16 protein-coding genes are annotated in these 15,196 nt (G+C 68.2%); 10 read left to right on the plus strand and 6 right to left on the minus strand.

What is annotated here, in order from left to right; all coding sequences use genetic code 11:
- Positions 1-34 precede the first annotated feature (34 nt).
- The 3 genes from H0W40_RS04380 to H0W40_RS04390 form a co-directional block, all read right to left on the minus strand.
- On the minus strand, positions 35-502 hold the full coding sequence (locus tag H0W40_RS04380; protein WP_292443695.1) for a hypothetical protein: 468 nt from the start codon (positions 500-502) through the stop codon (positions 35-37).
- Between the two features lie 234 nt (positions 503-736).
- On the minus strand, positions 737-1,933 hold the full coding sequence (locus tag H0W40_RS04385) for a M20 aminoacylase family protein (protein ID WP_292443646.1): 1,197 nt from the start codon (positions 1,931-1,933) through the stop codon (positions 737-739).
- Positions 1,934-2,069: 136 nt separating this feature from the next.
- Positions 2,070-3,194 carry an ABC transporter substrate-binding protein gene (locus H0W40_RS04390; RefSeq protein ID WP_292443648.1) on the minus strand — a complete coding sequence of 375 codons (1,125 nt, stop codon included), beginning with the start codon at positions 3,192-3,194 and terminating at the stop codon, positions 2,070-2,072.
- 227 nt (positions 3,195-3,421) lie between these two features.
- On the opposite strand from H0W40_RS04390, the gene H0W40_RS04395 reads away from it, so the two are divergent.
- Both H0W40_RS04395 and H0W40_RS04400 read left to right on the plus strand, forming a co-directional pair.
- On the plus strand, positions 3,422-4,528 hold the full coding sequence (locus H0W40_RS04395; protein ID WP_292443650.1) for an aminopeptidase: 1,107 nt from the start codon (positions 3,422-3,424) through the stop codon (positions 4,526-4,528).
- 17 nt (positions 4,529-4,545) lie between these two features.
- Complete coding sequence (locus H0W40_RS04400) at positions 4,546-4,923, plus strand: polyhydroxyalkanoic acid system family protein (protein ID WP_292443652.1); 378 nt, start codon at positions 4,546-4,548, stop codon at positions 4,921-4,923.
- Positions 4,924-4,927: 4 nt separating this feature from the next.
- On the opposite strand, the gene H0W40_RS04405 is transcribed toward H0W40_RS04400, so the two are convergent.
- The gene (locus H0W40_RS04405) at positions 4,928-5,185 is read right to left on the minus strand and encodes an acyl-CoA-binding protein (protein WP_292443653.1); all 258 of its coding nucleotides are present in this window, start codon (positions 5,183-5,185) and stop codon (positions 4,928-4,930) included.
- 210 nt (positions 5,186-5,395) lie between these two features.
- On the opposite strand from H0W40_RS04405, the gene H0W40_RS04410 reads away from it, so the two are divergent.
- Both H0W40_RS04410 and H0W40_RS04415 read left to right on the plus strand, forming a co-directional pair.
- Positions 5,396-6,328: an ABC transporter ATP-binding protein gene (locus H0W40_RS04410; protein ID WP_292443655.1), complete on the plus strand. Its 933-nt coding sequence runs from the start codon at positions 5,396-5,398 to the stop codon at positions 6,326-6,328.
- Between the two features lie 8 nt (positions 6,329-6,336).
- Positions 6,337-7,092: an ABC transporter permease gene (locus H0W40_RS04415; RefSeq protein WP_292443697.1), complete on the plus strand. Its 756-nt coding sequence runs from the start codon at positions 6,337-6,339 to the stop codon at positions 7,090-7,092.
- On the opposite strand, the gene H0W40_RS04420 is transcribed toward H0W40_RS04415, so the two are convergent.
- Positions 7,074-9,041: a M48 family metalloprotease gene (locus H0W40_RS04420; RefSeq protein ID WP_292443656.1), complete on the minus strand. Its 1,968-nt coding sequence runs from the start codon at positions 9,039-9,041 to the stop codon at positions 7,074-7,076. The genes H0W40_RS04415 and H0W40_RS04420 overlap by 19 nt on opposite strands.
- A 19-nt stretch (positions 9,042-9,060) precedes the next feature.
- Positions 9,061-9,654, minus strand: a complete 594-nt coding sequence (locus H0W40_RS04425) for a LemA family protein (RefSeq protein ID WP_292443657.1) — start codon at positions 9,652-9,654, stop codon at positions 9,061-9,063.
- A gap of 82 nt (positions 9,655-9,736) precedes the next feature.
- Between H0W40_RS04425 and H0W40_RS04430 the strand changes: the two genes are divergently transcribed.
- From H0W40_RS04430 to hisB, 6 genes are all read left to right on the plus strand, one after another.
- Positions 9,737-10,018 (plus strand): BolA family protein, encoded by a 282-nt coding sequence (locus H0W40_RS04430; protein WP_292443658.1) that lies wholly within the window; start codon positions 9,737-9,739, stop codon positions 10,016-10,018.
- Between the two features lie 95 nt (positions 10,019-10,113).
- Positions 10,114-11,400 (plus strand): UDP-N-acetylglucosamine 1-carboxyvinyltransferase, encoded by a 1,287-nt coding sequence (gene murA, locus H0W40_RS04435; RefSeq protein ID WP_292443659.1) that lies wholly within the window; start codon positions 10,114-10,116, stop codon positions 11,398-11,400.
- A gap of 28 nt (positions 11,401-11,428) precedes the next feature.
- Positions 11,429-12,076 carry an ATP phosphoribosyltransferase gene (hisG, locus tag H0W40_RS04440; protein ID WP_292443660.1) on the plus strand — a complete coding sequence of 216 codons (648 nt, stop codon included), beginning with the start codon at positions 11,429-11,431 and terminating at the stop codon, positions 12,074-12,076.
- 17 nt (positions 12,077-12,093) lie between these two features.
- Positions 12,094-13,407 (plus strand): histidinol dehydrogenase, encoded by a 1,314-nt coding sequence (hisD, locus tag H0W40_RS04445; protein ID WP_292443662.1) that lies wholly within the window; start codon positions 12,094-12,096, stop codon positions 13,405-13,407.
- Positions 13,408-13,423: 16 nt separating this feature from the next.
- Positions 13,424-14,548: a histidinol-phosphate transaminase gene (gene hisC / locus H0W40_RS04450; protein WP_292443664.1), complete on the plus strand. Its 1,125-nt coding sequence runs from the start codon at positions 13,424-13,426 to the stop codon at positions 14,546-14,548.
- Positions 14,545-15,153, plus strand: coding sequence for an imidazoleglycerol-phosphate dehydratase HisB (hisB, locus tag H0W40_RS04455; protein ID WP_292443665.1), 609 nt, complete (start codon positions 14,545-14,547; stop codon positions 15,151-15,153). The genes hisC and hisB overlap by 4 nt, the downstream gene beginning before the upstream one ends.
- Positions 15,154-15,196: the final 43 nt, after the last annotated feature.

Below are 15,196 nucleotides of genomic sequence, written 5' to 3' on the forward strand. Positions count from 1 at the left end.
AGAAGCCCAGCCGACCGCGGCTCGCGGCGCCAGACTACTTCTTCCGCGGCGATGCCGCCGAATCGACTTCGCGCGAAGCGCCTGTGGAGCCGCCTTGCACGCCAAGCGTGCCACCGGTGCCCAGACCGCCCTTGACGGTCTGCGCCTTGTAATTGCGCACAGCCTTGACGAGCTGGTTGTAGCTGTCGACGAACGCGGCAACGATGAGCTTGCCCTCGGGCGTCTTCGTGTACGCGCTACCCGCCCCGGACCCGGCCCAGCCGTACATGCTGCTCCAGGCGCCGAAATCGAAGCCGCCGGCGCTGCCTTCGGCCGCTGCGAGTTGAACGCCCGAGCGGTTGTCGATCATCACCAGCGTGGTCGCGGCCTCGTTCTGCTTCACGTTGCCCGCGAGGCTGCCGAGCACGCCCAGACTGCGGGTAAGGCCCTGATCGCCGCGCCCATGCCGCCGGTGTTCGCAGCCGCTCACGGCGCTTTTTTCGCCGCCGCCGAGGGTCGGCATCGTCGCCACGCAGGCGCTCAATGTCAGGCCGCAGCGCCGGCGAGCGCGATACGCATCCGGGAAGCGGCACCGGTTTGCGCCACGCGCTTGTCGTGATTGGTTCGCATCATCGGCCTCCGCTCGCTGCGGCCGGCTCCCAGCCGACTCGATGCGATCTTGCATCGCTAGGCTTGCGAGTCAATCACCATGCTGAACCTCAAATTAGAGGTCAGCGGCTTGTCGGGGTACCGAGGCTCAGGGGCGTTCGGTCGCGAGCCAGCGCTCGGCCAGTCGGACCCACAAGGTGGCGCCCAGGGGGATCAGGTCGTCGTTGAAGTCGTAGCTCGGGTTGTGCAGCATGCACGGCCCCATGCCGTGGCCGCCCTCGCGGTGCGCGCCGTCGCCGTTGCCGATGACGAAATAGGACCCCGGCCTGGCCTGCAGGAAATAGCTGAAGTCCTCGGCGCCCATGGTCGGCTCGAACTCGAGCACGTTCTCGGGCCCGACCACGTCGGCCATCACGTCCTGCGCGAAACGGGTTTCGGCCTCGTGGTTGATCGTCGGCGGATAGTTGCGCTCGAAGTGGAACTCGCAGGTCGCCTCGAAAGCGGCGCAGGTCGCCTCGGCCACGGTTTTCATGCGCCGCTCGATCAGATCCAGCACTTCGGTGGTGAAGCTGCGCACCGTGCCTTCAAGGACACAGGCGTCGGGCACCACGTTGGTAGCCTCGCCCGTGTGGATCATCGTCACCGAGATCACGCCGGTGTCGATCGGCCGCTTGTTGCGCGTGATGATGGTCTGGAAGGCCTGCACCATCTGGCAGGCGACCGGCACCGGGTCGAGGCCGAGGTGCGGCATGGCGGCATGCGAGCCCTTGCCACGGATGGTGATCTTGAACTCATTGCTGCTCGCGAACACCGGGCCTGCCTTGACGGCGAACTGGCCGACTGCCAGCCCGGGCCAGTTGTGCGCGCCGAAGATCGCCTCCATCGGGAATCTGTCGAACAGGCCGTCCTTGATCATCTCGCGCGCGCCGCCGCCGCCTTCCTCGGCCGGCTGGAAGATCAGGTAGACGGTGCCATCGAAGTTGCGGTGCTGTGCGAAGTGCTTGGCCGCCGCGAGCAGCATCGCGGTGTGGCCGTCATGGCCGCACGCATGCATCTTGCCGGGGTGCTTGCTGGCGTGCGCGAAGCGGTTGTGCTCGGTCACCGGCAGGGCGTCCATGTCGGCGCGCATGCCGACCGTGCGCTGCGACGTTCCGTTCTTCACGATGCCCACCACGCCCGTCTTGCCCAGGCCCCGGTGCACCGGAATGCCCCAGTCGGCCAGCGCCCGGGCGATCACGTCGGAGGTGCGCTGCTCCTCGAAGCAGAGCTCCGGGTGCGCGTGCAGATCACGGCGGATCGCCGCGACCTCGCTGCTTGCGGCCAGGATGGATTCGATCAACTGCATCGGCGTCTCCGGCGCGGGCCGAAGGCCCGATCGAAGGCATGGTAACGCCGGGTTTTTGCGCGCTCTGAACCGGGGTTTTGGCTCGGTGGCCGGCTGGGGCGCCGCGTTCAGGCTGGCGCCTGCCCGGTCTCGCAGCTCAGCGGCGGACCTTGCCGTCCGCAGTGATCATCGACAGATCCACGAAGCGGGATGCCACATGGCTGCGCGGGCCGAAGTTGACGCTGAAGCCGCCAAAGTTGGCATTGCTGATCGACTCGAGCCCGGCGATCAGCTGATCGCGCGCCGGCGCCTTGCCGGCGCGCTTGAGGCCTTCGGTCATCACCTTGGCCGCCAGGTAACCCTCGATGCTGGAGTAGTTGGCGGTGGCGTCGCCGCCGGCCTTCTTGACGGCTTCCAGATACTCGCGCGAGATGGGCGTGGTGGTGCTGAACGGGAAGGGCATCACCTGGCTGACCATGATGCCGTTGCCCTCGCGGCCCAGCTCGTCGGCCAGCGCCTGCGTGCCCACAAAGCTCACGTTGAAGAAGGTGCCGCCGTAGCCTGCCTTGCGCGCCTCGCGGATGAAGGCCGCGCAGCTCTTGTAGGCGCCGATCTGCACCACGGCGTTGGGCTGCTTGGCGACGATGTCGCTCACCGCCTTGCTCACTTCGACCGTGTTGCGCTCAACCGTGCCGGTGGCCACCGGCTCGAGCTTGAGTGCCTTGAGCGCCCGGTTGACGCCTTCCAGGCCGGCCTTGCCGTAGGCGTCGTTCTGATAAAAAACCGCGATCTTGTTCAGGCCCAGCGTGGTGAGCTGCTTGACGATCAGGGCGGTCTCGTCGTAGTAGGAGCCGCGCAGGTGGAACACGTAACGCGAGAACGGATCGCGCAGCGCCTCGGCGCCGGTGAACGGCCCGAAGAAGGGAATCTTCGCCTCGTTGACCAGCGGCAGCGCGGCCAGGGAAGTGGGCGTGCCGACATAGCCGAACAGCGCGAACACCTCGTCCTTGATGAAGCGCTCGGTGTTGGCCTTGCAGCGGTCGGGCTCGTAGCCGTCGTCCAGCGTCCTGAGTTCGATGTCCTGGCCGTTGACGCCGCCGTTGGCGTTGACCTGGTCGAAGAAGATCTTCGCCCCCTTGTTCATCTGCAGGCCGAGCTGCGCGGCGGGCCCGGTGAAGGCGGCCGACTGGCCGAGGACGAGCTTCTTTTCCTGCGCCAGCGCAGGCAGCGCCACAACGGCGGAGCAGGCACCGATCTGCTTGATCAGGTCGCGACGGTTCATGCGGGTGTCCTTGGCGGGTGAAGCCGGGGCCCGCGCGCAACGCGACCGGCCGGCGTGTTCATGTCTTTCGAGAATAGCTGCGGTGATGCGGCAGTCCAAGGCAGACATTGCGGTTTGACGCTGCGGCGCATCGGCAGGCCATGCGTGTGACATGATTTCGTGATGAGTTGCACTGTTGACGCCCGGGCGACAAGCGGCCCCGAAGGGCCGGTCGAGATGGCTTGCGCGTGAAGCGGCCGCCCCTCTCGTGCCGCACATGGGCGTTCCTGGGCGCAGTGTCGATCGCCGGTGCCGCGCTCGTCGTGCTCGGTGGCTGCAGTTCCGTGGGTTACCTGTCGCAATCGGTCCAGGGTCACCTGGGCGTGATGAACGCGGCGCGGCCGGTTGCCGACTGGCTGTCCGATGCCGGCACGCCAGCCGAGTTGCGCGAGCGCCTGCTCCTCAGTCAGCGCATCCGCGATTTCGCCGTGCGCGAACTGGCGCTGCCCGACAACGCCAGCTACCGGCGCTACGCCGCGCTCGACCGCCCGGCGGTGGTGTGGAACGTGGTGGCGGCGCCGGAGCTGTCGCTGACGCTGAAGACTTGGTGCTTTCCGGTCGTCGGCTGCGTCGGCTACCGCGGTTACTTCGAGCGCGCGGGCGCCACGGCGCTTGCGGACGAGCTGCGCGCCGCGGGCCTGGAGGCCGGCGTGTACGGCGTGCCGGCGTATTCCACACTCGGCAAGCTGCCCTTCGACTACTTCGCCGACCCGCTGCTCAGCACCTTCATCCGCTACCCCGAAGGCGAACTGGCGCGGCTGATCTTTCACGAACTGGCGCATCAGGTCTCCTATGCCAAGAACGACACCGAGTTCAACGAAAGCTTCGCGACGGCAGTCGAGCGTCTTGGCGGCGCGCGCTGGCTGCAAGAGCAGGCCGACGAGGCGGCGCGCGATGAATACCGGCGCTACGACGCCCGCCGCCACGACTTCAAGGCGCTGGCGCTCGCCACGCGCAAGCAGCTGGAGGCGGTCTACGAGAGTGCCGCAAGCGATGCGGAGAAGCGGCGCGCCAAGGCCGACGTGATGGCGCGAATGCGTGCCGAACACCAGCGACTCAAGGACGGTCCGTGGGAGGGCTACCGCGGTTACGACGCCTGGTTCGCCAACGCCAACAACGCGAGCCTCGGCGTGCAGGCCGCCTACAACGCGCTGGTGCCCGCGTTCGAGGCGCTGTTCGAGGCCGAGGGCCGCGACTTCCCGCGCTTCTACGCCGAGGTCGAGCGCCTGGCCGCCTTGCCCAAGGAGGAGCGTCGCGCGACACTCGCCGCACTCGATCCGGCGCCGCCGTCCTGACAGAAAACACTCCCGCGATGCCCGACATCTCCCTGCAGCGCAAGCACCGACTCGGCCTGAAGCGGGCCCGCGAAGTGGCCTGGCAATGGGCCGAGCAGGCCGAACAGAAGTTCGGCATGGAATGCACAGTTGGAGAGGGCGACCGCGAAGACACGGTCTACTTCACGCGCAGCGGCGTGGCCGGCACGCTGCGGGTGAGCGCGGACAGCTTCGACATCGACGCGAAGCTCGGTTTGCTGCTCGGTGCCTTTCAGCAGAAGATCGAGGCCGAGATCGAAAAAAACCTCGACATGCTGCTGGCCGCCGAAGGGCCGCGCGGCAGGGCGGTCGCGCCGAACAAGGCGCCGGCCAAAGCGGCAGACAAGGCGCACAAGAAGGCCTCCAAGAAAGCCTGAGGGCTCAGCCTTTCAGGGACTCGACCAGATCGATGTAGTCCTGCATCGCGCCGTCCTTGTCCTTGCCTTTCTGCTCGTTCCAGGCGTCCCACTTGGCGCGCCCAACCATGTCGGCGAAGCCCGGGCGTGCGCCGTCCACATCGCCTGCGGTGGCCTGCTTGTAGAGCGCGTAGATCTTGAGCAGCGTCATGTTGTCCGGCTTTTCCGGCAAGGCCTTGGAGTCGGCGACGGCTTGCTCGAAGGCGGCTTTCAGCTCAGGCATAGGGGCTCCGGTTCATTCAGGCAGACCGTGAAAACCAGGTCGGCGCCGGCCATGTTACCGAGCTCCTGCGCGCCAACGACGATGAGGAGTTGCAGTTGCCCGGGGAAGCGGTGGCCTGGTTCTGCAGTCCGTTGGGCCTTGTCGGGCGTCGGCCGAGCGCGTCCCGCAACAAGCGCTCCCTACAATCCGACGCCCGAGCCCGAGACCTCCATGCCCGCCGTTCGCTTCGACTCCGTCTCCAAGACCTACCCCGGCGCGCGCGGCGATCTGCAGGCACTGCAGGACGTGAGCTTCGACATCGAAGCGGGCGAGTTCTTCGGCCTGCTCGGCCCCAACGGCGCGGGCAAGACCACGCTGATCAGCATTCTGGCCGGGCTCGGCCGTGCCACCTCGGGGCGCGTGCGGGTGCATGGCCACGACGTGATCGACGACTACGCCGCCGCACGCAAGGCGCTTGGCGTGGTGCCGCAGGAGCTGGTGTTCGACCCCTTCTTCAGTGTGCGCGAGACCCTTCGCATCCAGAGCGGCTACTTCGGCGTGAAGAAGAATGACGACTGGATCGACGAGTTGCTCGCCAACCTGGGTCTGGCCGACAAGGGCGACGCCAACATGCGCCAGCTCTCGGGCGGCATGAAGCGCCGGGTGCTGGTGGCGCAGGCGCTGGTGCACCGCCCGCCGGTGATCGTGCTCGACGAGCCGACCGCCGGCGTCGATGTGGAGCTGCGCCAGACCCTGTGGCACTTCATCGCGCGGCTCAACCGCGCCGGCCACACGGTGCTGCTGACCACGCATTACCTCGAAGAAGCCGAAGCACTGTGCGGCCGCATCGCCATGCTCAAGGCGGGCCGCGTGGTCGCACTCGACCGAACCGCCAACCTGCTGGCCGGTACCGCGAGCACGATGCTGCGCTTCAAGACGGACCAGGTGCTGCCGGCTGCGCTGGCGGCTCAAGCGCGAATCACGGGCCGCGTCGTTCAGATGACCGCGCACGATGCCGGGGAGGTCGAGGCGTTGTTGGCGGCGCTGCGCAAGGCGCAGGTGACTGTCGAAGACCTGGAGATCGGGCGCGCCGACCTGGAGGACGTGTTCCTCGAGATCATGCTCGGCCCGGCGCCCCGGGCGGTCGTGGAGACGCTCGCATGAGCGGTGTTATGGATGGCGCCGGCACGCTCTTTCGCAAGGAGATCCTGCGCTTCTGGAAAGTCAGCATTCAGACGGTGGCCGCGCCGGTGCTCACCGCGGTGCTCTATCTGCTGATCTTCGGCCATGTGCTCGAGGACCACGTGAAAGTCTTCGACGAGGTCGGCTACAGCAGCTTCCTGATCCCCGGTTTGGTGATGATGAGCGTGCTGCAGAACGCCTTCGCCAACAGCAGCTCCTCGCTGATCCAAAGCAAGGTGACGGGCAATCTGGTGTTCGTGCTGGTCACACCGCTCAGCCACTGGGCCTGGTTCGCCGCCTATGTGGGCGCTTCGGTGGTGCGGGGGTTCGTGGTCGGTTGCGGCGTGCTGTTGGTAACGGTGTGGTTCGCACCCCCCGGCATGGTCGCGCCCTGGTGGACGCTGGCATTCGCGCTGCTCGGCGCCGCGTTGATGGGATCGCTCGGATTGGTCGCCGGCCTGTGGGCCGAGAAATTCGATCAGATCGCTGCCTTCCAGAACTTCGTCGTGATGCCGATGACCTTTCTCTCCGGCGTTTTCTACTCCGTCGGCTCGCTGCCGCCCTTCTGGCAGGCGGTGAGCCACCTGAATCCCTTCTTCTACATGATCGATGGCTTCCGGCGCGGCTTCTTCGGCGTCAGCGATGTTTCGCCGTGGGTGAGCCTGGCGGTGGTGGGTTCGAGCTTCGCGGTGATTGCCGCCGTTGCGCTGCGGCTTCTCGCAAGCGGCTACAAGCTGCGCACCTGAAGCGAGGCCATCGCGTCGGGGTGCGTACCGGGCTCGCCGTCGGCCAGTGACTGGGGCGGCGGTGTGTCGAGCAGCAGGCAGGCCAGTTGCAGCACTTCGGCGGTGCCGACGGCGGTGGCCGCCTGGGTAAGCCGGGACGCGCTTGCATCCAGCCACGCGCGAGCCAGCCGGGGCCGCTCCAGTGGGGCGAGGCGGCGCAGCCGGACGATGGCGCGGCGCAGCGATGCCGGGTCGCTGTGAAGCGCAGGCCGCTGGGCGCGCAAGCCCAGCAGTCCCAGCACGGTCGCCTGCCAATCGGCTGCGTCGCGAAGGTTCAGCCCCAGCGCCTGCGCCAGGGCTGTTCCCGTTTCGGCGATCACAGGCGCCAATGCCTGGAGTCGGTTGCGCGGGTCGGGACGCGGCCAGCGCGGTTTGTGGCCATCGAGCAGTTCCCGCATCGCGAGCGCGCGCAGTTGTTCGGCCGGGCCGTCGGCCAAGGCATGGAGTGCGGCGCGCAGTGTGAGTCGCTCCACGCGCGGTGCGGTGGCGCCGCTTCGCGCCAGCAAGGTCAGCGCGTTCTTCCGCGCCGTGGGGCGCAGCGCTTGCACGTCGCTCCACACGGCCGCCGCACACGGCAGCTCCGCCGTCGCGGCTTGCCAGGCGATGCGGCGCGCAACGCCGCGTTCGGCAGGCGAGCGGTCGATGAGCAGTGCCAGCAGGGCGGCGCGTCTTTCGCCCGGCCCGGCCCACCGGCCGATGCGATCGATCGCATCGCGCTCGCGCTCGGCGGCGCCCTGTAGATCGGGGTCGAGGGTGACGTCGGCGTGCCGGACTCTCCCTTGCGGTCGCGCGGTCGCCATCGAGGCCACCGCCATCTCGGGCGTGATCGTCGTCTTCGTCGCGAGCCCGACCGTCCCGGTGCTCAACGCCGGCAGCCAGTCCGGCTCGTCAGCCTCGTTCAAGGCCGGCAGGGCGGGAGCGGGCAGCGGTGACAGGCTTCGCCCACAGAGCCGCCGGATGCGCTCGGCCAGCGGCGGATGCGAGGTCCACCGCGAGGCGCCGGGGGTGCTCAGCAGCAGGTGGGCGAGAGCGGCGACATGCGGAGCCTGCAGCGGCACGGCACCGCGGGCGCGGCGCTCGCCGGCCGCGACCCCGGCGATCTTGCGCAGTGCGCCGCCGAGCCCGGCCGGGTTGCGCGTGTACTGCACGGCCGAGGCATCGGCCAGGAATTCGCGCTGTCGCGACACCGCGGCCTGCAGCAGCCGCCCGCCCATCCAGCCGAGCGAGCCCACGGCAACCAGCGCCCAGCCGAACAGCGCCCCAGGCGGAACCCGCCCGTCGTCGTTGCGGCTGGACAGACTGCGGCCGAAGCCGAACACCATTTCCAGCCCCCACACCATGCCGATCAGCCGCATGTTCAGCCGTGTGTCGCCGTGCGCGAGGTGACTGCATTCATGGGCGATCACGCCCTGCAGCTCCTCTCGCGTGAGCCGCTCCAGCGCGCCGCGGGTGACGCCGATCACCGCATCGTCCTCGCTCCACCCGGCGGCGAAGGCGTTGATGGTGTCGTCGCGCGGCAGCACCCAGGCGGCGGGTGGGCGCATCCGGCTGGCCAGCGCCATTTCCTGCACCACGTTGAGCAAGCGCTTTTCCAGCGGACCGTTGGGCCGGCCGTGCGGGCCGAGCGCCGGCACGCCGCCGGCCAGCCGGGCCACGTGGGCGCCGCCTTCCTGCAGCCGCCACTGCTCGAACCAGCAGCCGCCCAGCACGGCAAGCAGCACCAGGCCGGTGTTGGTTTCGAAGAAGAACGCCGGATACGCGTGGACGAGCGGAAAGCTGAGGTGATAGGCGATCGCCAGCGCTGCGTTCACGGCCGCCACCAGCGCCAGCACGATCAGCGCGAACAGCACCAGCAGCCAGCGCGTCTGCCCGCGCGCGGCCTCTTGATGGCGCCGAAAGCGCATCGCCATGGTGCGACGCGCGCCGGGGTCAGAAGCTCACACGGGGCGCGGCTCGCTCGGCCGCGCTTTCGGTGGCCTCGAGCATGGCGGCCGAACGGAAACGGAACAGGCGAGCGACGACATTGGCCGGGAACTGCTCGGCGGCGTTGTTGAAGTCGAGCACCGCGTCGTTGAAGGCCTGGCGAGCGAAGCCCACGCGGTTCTCGGTGTGCGCCAGTTCCTCGCTCAGATCGCGCAGCGACTGGTCGGCCTTCAGTTGGGGATAGGCCTCGACCACCGCCATCAGCCGCGAGAGCGCGCCGCCGAGCACGCCTTCCGCGGCGGTCAGCGCGCCGACCCGGGCAGCGTCCAGCGGCTGGGCCCGCACTTCACCGGCCGCCGCCCGCGCCGTGTTGCGCGCCGCGATCACCGCCTCCAGCGTCTCGCGCTCGTGCTGCAGGTATTTGCGGGCAATCTCGACCAGATTCGGAATCAGGTCGTAGCGGCGCTTGAGCTGTACGTCGATCTGCGCAAACGCGTTGCCGATCTCGTTGCGTTGACGCACCAGGCGGTTGTAGACGGCGATTGCCCACAGCGCGATGATCGCCACGATCGCCAGCAGAACCACTCCGGTCGCATCCATGTCAGCCTCTCCCTCTTGTTTGGGCTGGAATGTAGTGGTTTGCGGCTCGCGCGCCGCAGCGCCTGCCTACAATGTGAGCACTATGACCGACCCGACTCCCGAGGACGTGCAGCGCTACATCGCGCAAGGCCTCGCCTGCGAGCATTTGCAGGTGGAGGGCGATGGCCGTCACTTCTCCGCGACCATCGTCGCCGCCGAGTTCGATGGCCTCAGCCGTGTCAAGCGTCACCAGCGGGTCTACGCAGCCCTCGGCGATAGAATGCGTCAGCAAATCCACGCGCTGTCGATGAAGACGCTGACGCCCGCCGAATTTGCGGCCGCAGGTGCCTCCACCCCGGCCGCCTCCGCCCAAACCCATCACTGATCACAGGCCGCTGCCTCGCCGGCGCGGCTTGTGGCGTTCTCCGCTTTCACGCGAGAGACCGTCCGGGCCGGCGCAGGGCGAGGCGGCAACCCACCATGGACAAACTCATCATTCGCGGCGGCCGTCCCTTGAAGGGCGAGGTCACGATCTCGGGCGCCAAGAACGCCGCACTGCCGGAGTTGTGCGCCGCCCTGCTGACGGATGAGACTGTGCGCCTGTCCAACGTGCCGCGGCTTCAAGACGTGGCGACCACGCTCAAGCTGCTGCGCAACATGGGCGTCGTGACGGCCGAGCGCAGCGAGACGGAGGGCGGCGTGGTGACGCTCGACGCCGGAGGCGTGAATCGCCCCGAGGCGCCCTACGATCTGGTCAAGACGATGCGTGCCTCCATCCTCGTGCTCGGGCCGCTGCTGGCGCGTTTCGGCGAGGCGACCGTGTCGCTGCCCGGCGGCTGCGCGATCGGCTCGCGGCCGGTCGATCAGCACATCAAGGGCCTGCAGGCCATGGGCGCTTCGATTGGGGTGGAACACGGCTACATCATCGCCAAGGCGCCGAACGGCCTGAAGGGCGCGCGTATCACTACGGACATGGTGACCGTGACCGGCACCGAGAACCTGCTGATGGCCGCCACGCTGGCCGAGGGCGAAACGGTGCTGGAAAACGCGGCGCGGGAACCCGAGATTCACGACCTGGCGGAGATGCTGATCGCGATGGGCGCGCAGATCGAAGGCCACGGCGGTAGCCGCATCCGCGTGCAGGGCGTGCCGAAGCTGCATGCGCCGCGCAGCGCCGGCGGCGAGGGTCACCGCATCGTCCCCGACCGCATCGAGGCGGGTACCTTCCTGTGCGCAGCCGCGGCGGCGGGTGGTGAAGTGCTGCTGCGCGATGCGCGCGCCGATCACCTCGATGCGGTGATCGAGAAGCTGCGCGAGGCCGGCGTGGAGGTCGAGAGCGGCGCCGAGGGCATTCGCGTGCGCTCGTCCGGCCGGCTCAAGGCGGTCGGGTTTCGCACCAGCGAGTACCCGGCCTTTCCGACCGACATGCAGGCGCAATTCATGGTGCTCGACTGCATTGCGGAGGGCACGGCGCTGGTGACCGAGACCATCTTCGAGAACCGCTTCATGCACGTCAACGAACTCGTGCGCCTGGGCGCGAAGATCGAGGTCGATGGCCACACGGCGGTGGTCACCGGCGTGCCGCAGCTCTCCGGCGCCACGGTCATGGCGACGGACCTGCGGGCCTCGGCCAGCCTGGTGATCGCGGGGCTGGTCGCCAGCGGCGAAACGCAGGTGGACCGCATCTATCACCTCGACCGCGGCTACGACCGCATGGAAGTCAAGCTGCGCGCGCTTGGCGCCGACATCGAAAGGACCAAAGGATGAGCGTACGAGCAGTTTCGGAGGTGAAACCTTGATCACCCTCGCGCTGTCGAAGGGCCGCATCTTCGACGAGAGCCTGCCGCTGCTGAAGGCGGCCGGGATCGAGATCGCTGAAGACTCGGAAAGCTCGCGCCGGTTGATCCTCGCGACCACGCGGCCCGACGTGCGCGTGGTGCTCGTGCGCGCCACCGACGTGCCGACCTATGTGCAGCACGGCGGCGCCGACCTCGGCGTGGCCGGCCTCGACGTGCTGCTCGAACACGGCGGCCAGGGCCTGTACCAGCCGCTCGACCTGCGCATCGCGCAATGCCGCATGAGCGTGGCGGTGCGTGCCGACTTCGACTATGCGGCCGCCGTGAAGCAGGGTTCGCGCATCCGCGTCGCCACCAAGTACGTCAGCGTGGCACGCGATCACTTCGCCGACAAGGGCGTGCACGTCGATCTGATCAAGCTCTACGGCTCGATGGAGCTGGCTCCGCTGACCGGCCTGGCCGACGCGATCGTCGATCTGGTCTCCACCGGCAGCACGCTGGCGGCCAACCGGCTGGTGGAGGTGGAGCGGATCATGGACATCTCTTCGCGGCTGGTGGTCAACCAGGCTGCCCTGAAGCTCAAGCAGCAACCGATCCGCCGCATCATCGAAGCCTTCGAATCTGCGCTGCCGGGTTTGCCGGCATAACGCGGCCGGGAGAAAGCATGACCGTCGCCGTACGCCGCCTCGCCACCACTCAGCCCGATTTCGAGCCGGCATTCCAGCGCGTGCTGCATTGGTCGGCAGAGACCGACGATGCGATCGAGAGCCGCGTGGCAGCGATCCTGACCGACGTGCGCGAGCGCGGCGATGCGGCGGTGCTCGAATACACCGCGCGCTTCGATGCGCTCGAAGCCGCCTCGATGGATGCGCTCGAGTTGCGCCAGGCCGATTTCGCCGCCGCCTTCGAGGCCATCACGCCGGCCCAGCGGCATGCGCTGCAGCAAGCCGCGGCACGCATCCGCAGCTATCACGAGCGCCAGCTCGAGGCCTGCGGCCGAAGCTGGAGTTATTGCGATGAAGACGGCAGCCTGCTCGGCCAGAAGGTCACGCCGCTCGATCGTGTCGGCATTTACGTGCCGGGCGGCAAGGCGGCGTATCCGTCCAGCCTGCTGATGAACGCCGTGCCGGCGCACGTAGCCGGCGTGCCGGAGATCGTGATGGTGGTGCCGACGCCCGGCGGCGAGCGCAACGCCTTGGTGCTCGCCGCGGCCCACGTTGCCGGCGTCTCGCGCGCCTTCACGATCGGCGGCGCGCAGGCAGTGGCCGCGCTGGCCTACGGCACCGCGACTGTGCCCAAGGTGGACAAGATCACCGGCCCCGGCAACGCCTACGTCGCGAGCGCCAAGAAGCGCGTGTTCGGCATGGTGGGCATCGACATGATCGCGGGCCCCAGCGAGATCCTGGTGCTGGCCGACGGCTCGACGCCCGCCGACTGGGTGGCGATGGACCTGTTCAGTCAGGCCGAGCACGACGAACTGGCGCAAAGCATCCTGCTGTGCCCGGACGCCGACTACATCGCCGAGGTACAGCGCGAGATCGAGCGGCTGCTCCCCGAGATGCCGCGCGCCGCGATCATCCGCGCCTCCCTGGAGGGCCGCGGGGCGCTCATCCACACCCGCTCGATGGAAGAGGCCTGCGAGATCAGCAACCGCATTGCGCCCGAGCATCTGGAAATCAGCTCGAGCGACCCCCACCGCTGGGAGCCGCTCCTGCGCCACGCCGGCGCCATCTTCCTGGGCGCCTACACCAGCGAATCGCTCGGGGATTACTGCGCAGGGCCCAACCACGTGCTGCCGACCTCGGGCACCGCGCGTTTTTCATCGCCGCTGGGCGTGTACGACTTCCAGAAGCGTTCGAGCCTCATCGAGGTGAGCGAGCGGGGCGCTCAGACGCTCGGTGCAATCGCCATCGAGCTGGCCCTCGGCGAGGGCCTGCAGGCGCATGCGCGGGCCGCCGAGATGCGGCTTCGGTCATGACCCGCCGAGCGGCGCGATGAGCAAACTGCGCATGGACTTGCCGCCGCGACTGGCTGCCCGCATCCGCATGGACGTGCGCAGCATGCACGCCTATGCAGTGCAGTCTTCGGCGGGCTTCGTCAAGCTCGACGCGATGGAGAACCCGCACCGCCTGAGCGATGCGCTTCAGGCCGAACTCGGCCGTCGACTCGGCGCCGTGGCGTTAAACCGCTATCCGGGAACGCGCATCGAAGAACTGCGCGCCGCACTCGCCCTTCACGCGGGCATGCCGCCGGGCTGCGCGCTGATGCTTGGCAACGGCTCCGACGAGTTGATCAGCCTGCTCGCCCTGGCCTGCGATGTGCCGTCCAGCGAAGCGAGCTGCGGCGGCCCGGCCACCGTGTTGGCGCCGGTGCCCGGCTTTGTGATGTACGAGTTGTCGGCCAAGCTGCAGGGCTTGCACTTCGTCGGCGTGCCGCTGACCGCCGACTTCGAACTCGACGGCGAGGCGATGCTTGCTGCGGTGCGCGAGCACCGACCGGCGCTCACCTACCTGGCCTATCCGAACAACCCGACCGCCAACCTGTGGGACGACGCGGTGATCGAGCGCATCGTGGAGGCGGTCGCCGAGCACGGCGGTTTCGTGGTGATGGACGAGGCCTACCAGCCCTTCGCCAGCCGCAGCTACCTCGACCGGCTGATGCGCCACGATCATGTGCTGCTCATGCGCACCCTGAGCAAGTTCGGTCTCGCCGGCGTGCGCTTGGGTTACCTGATCGGGCCGGCAGCGATCGTGGCCGAGATCGAAAAGGTTCGCCCGCCCTACAACGTGAGCGTGCTCAACTGCGAGGCGGCCTTGTTCGCCCTGGAACACGCGGACCAGTTTGCGCGCCAGGCTGCGCTGCTTCGCGCCGAGCGCGAGCGCCTGATGGCCGCGCTGCGCAAGATGCCGGGCGCTACGCCTTTTCCGAGCGAGGCCAACATGGTGCTGGTGCGCGTGCCCGATGCAGCAGCGGCTTTCGAAGGCTTGAAAAGCCGCGGCGTGCTGGTGAAGAACGTATCCAACCTGCACCCGCTGCTGGCGAACTGCCTGCGCCTGACCGTTGGCTTGACTGAAGAGAACGACCGGATGATTGCTGCGCTGAAAGACTGTCTGTCATGAACACTGCACCCCACGAACACCGCATCGCCGAAGTGCGCCGCGACACCACCGAAACCAAGATCCTGGTGCGCATCGACCTCGATGGCAGCGGCGCCGCCCAGCTCGCCACCGGCATCGGCTTCTTCGACCACATGCTCGACCAGATCGCCCGCCACGGACTGATCGACCTGCGCATCGAGGCCCAGGGCGACCTGCACATCGACGGCCACCACACGGTCGAAGACGTGGGCATCACCGTGGGCCAGGCCTTTGCCAAGGCGGTCGGCGACAAGAAGGGCATTCGCCGCTACGGCCACGCCTACGTACCGCTCGACGAAGCGCTCAGCCGCGTGGTGGTCGATTTCTCCGGCCGACCGGGCCTGCACATGCGCGTGCCGTTCAAGGCCGGCATGGTGGGGGCGCTCGACACGCAACTGGTCTACGAGTTCTTCCAGGGCTTCGTCAACCATGCCGGCGTCACCCTGCACATCGACAACCTGCACGGTGACAACGCACACCACCAGTGCGAGACCGTGTTCAAGGCCTTTGCCCGCGCGCTGCGCATGGCGCTGGAGCGTGATCCGCGCATGGCCGGCGTGGTGCCTTCGACCAAGGGAACGCTTTGAAATGAACCGTGCTGGCGCCGCAGACGCCATGGGCCGCCGGGCC

It is taken from the genome of Methylibium sp. (assembly GCF_013817345.1).
GTDB lineage: Bacteria > Pseudomonadota > Gammaproteobacteria > Burkholderiales > Burkholderiaceae_C > Methylibium.

What these genes read in the sequence shown, in the direction of transcription:
- H0W40_RS04380 (WP_292443695.1), bottom strand. Translation starts at nt 502, where the DNA reads ATGCCGACCCTCGGCGGCGGCGAAAAAAGCGCCGTGAGCGGCTGCGAA.
- H0W40_RS04385 (WP_292443646.1), bottom strand. Translation starts at nt 1,933, where the DNA reads ATGCAGTTGATCGAATCCATCCTGGCCGCAAGCAGCGAGGTCGCGGCG.
- H0W40_RS04390 (WP_292443648.1), bottom strand. Translation starts at nt 3,194, where the DNA reads ATGAACCGTCGCGACCTGATCAAGCAGATCGGTGCCTGCTCCGCCGTT.
- H0W40_RS04400 (WP_292443652.1), top strand. Translation starts at nt 4,546, where the DNA reads ATGCCCGACATCTCCCTGCAGCGCAAGCACCGACTCGGCCTGAAGCGG.
- H0W40_RS04405 (WP_292443653.1), bottom strand. Translation starts at nt 5,185, where the DNA reads ATGCCTGAGCTGAAAGCCGCCTTCGAGCAAGCCGTCGCCGACTCCAAG.
- H0W40_RS04410 (WP_292443655.1), top strand. Translation starts at nt 5,396, where the DNA reads ATGCCCGCCGTTCGCTTCGACTCCGTCTCCAAGACCTACCCCGGCGCG.
- H0W40_RS04415 (WP_292443697.1), top strand. Translation starts at nt 6,337, where the DNA reads ATGGATGGCGCCGGCACGCTCTTTCGCAAGGAGATCCTGCGCTTCTGG.
- H0W40_RS04420 (WP_292443656.1), bottom strand. Translation starts at nt 9,041, where the DNA reads ATGGCGATGCGCTTTCGGCGCCATCAAGAGGCCGCGCGCGGGCAGACG.
- H0W40_RS04425 (WP_292443657.1), bottom strand. Translation starts at nt 9,654, where the DNA reads ATGGATGCGACCGGAGTGGTTCTGCTGGCGATCGTGGCGATCATCGCG.
- H0W40_RS04430 (WP_292443658.1), top strand. Translation starts at nt 9,737, where the DNA reads ATGACCGACCCGACTCCCGAGGACGTGCAGCGCTACATCGCGCAAGGC.
- murA (WP_292443659.1), top strand. Translation starts at nt 10,114, where the DNA reads ATGGACAAACTCATCATTCGCGGCGGCCGTCCCTTGAAGGGCGAGGTC.
- hisD (WP_292443662.1), top strand. Translation starts at nt 12,094, where the DNA reads ATGACCGTCGCCGTACGCCGCCTCGCCACCACTCAGCCCGATTTCGAG.
- hisC (WP_292443664.1), top strand. Translation starts at nt 13,424, where the DNA reads ATGAGCAAACTGCGCATGGACTTGCCGCCGCGACTGGCTGCCCGCATC.
- hisB (WP_292443665.1), top strand. Translation starts at nt 14,545, where the DNA reads ATGAACACTGCACCCCACGAACACCGCATCGCCGAAGTGCGCCGCGAC.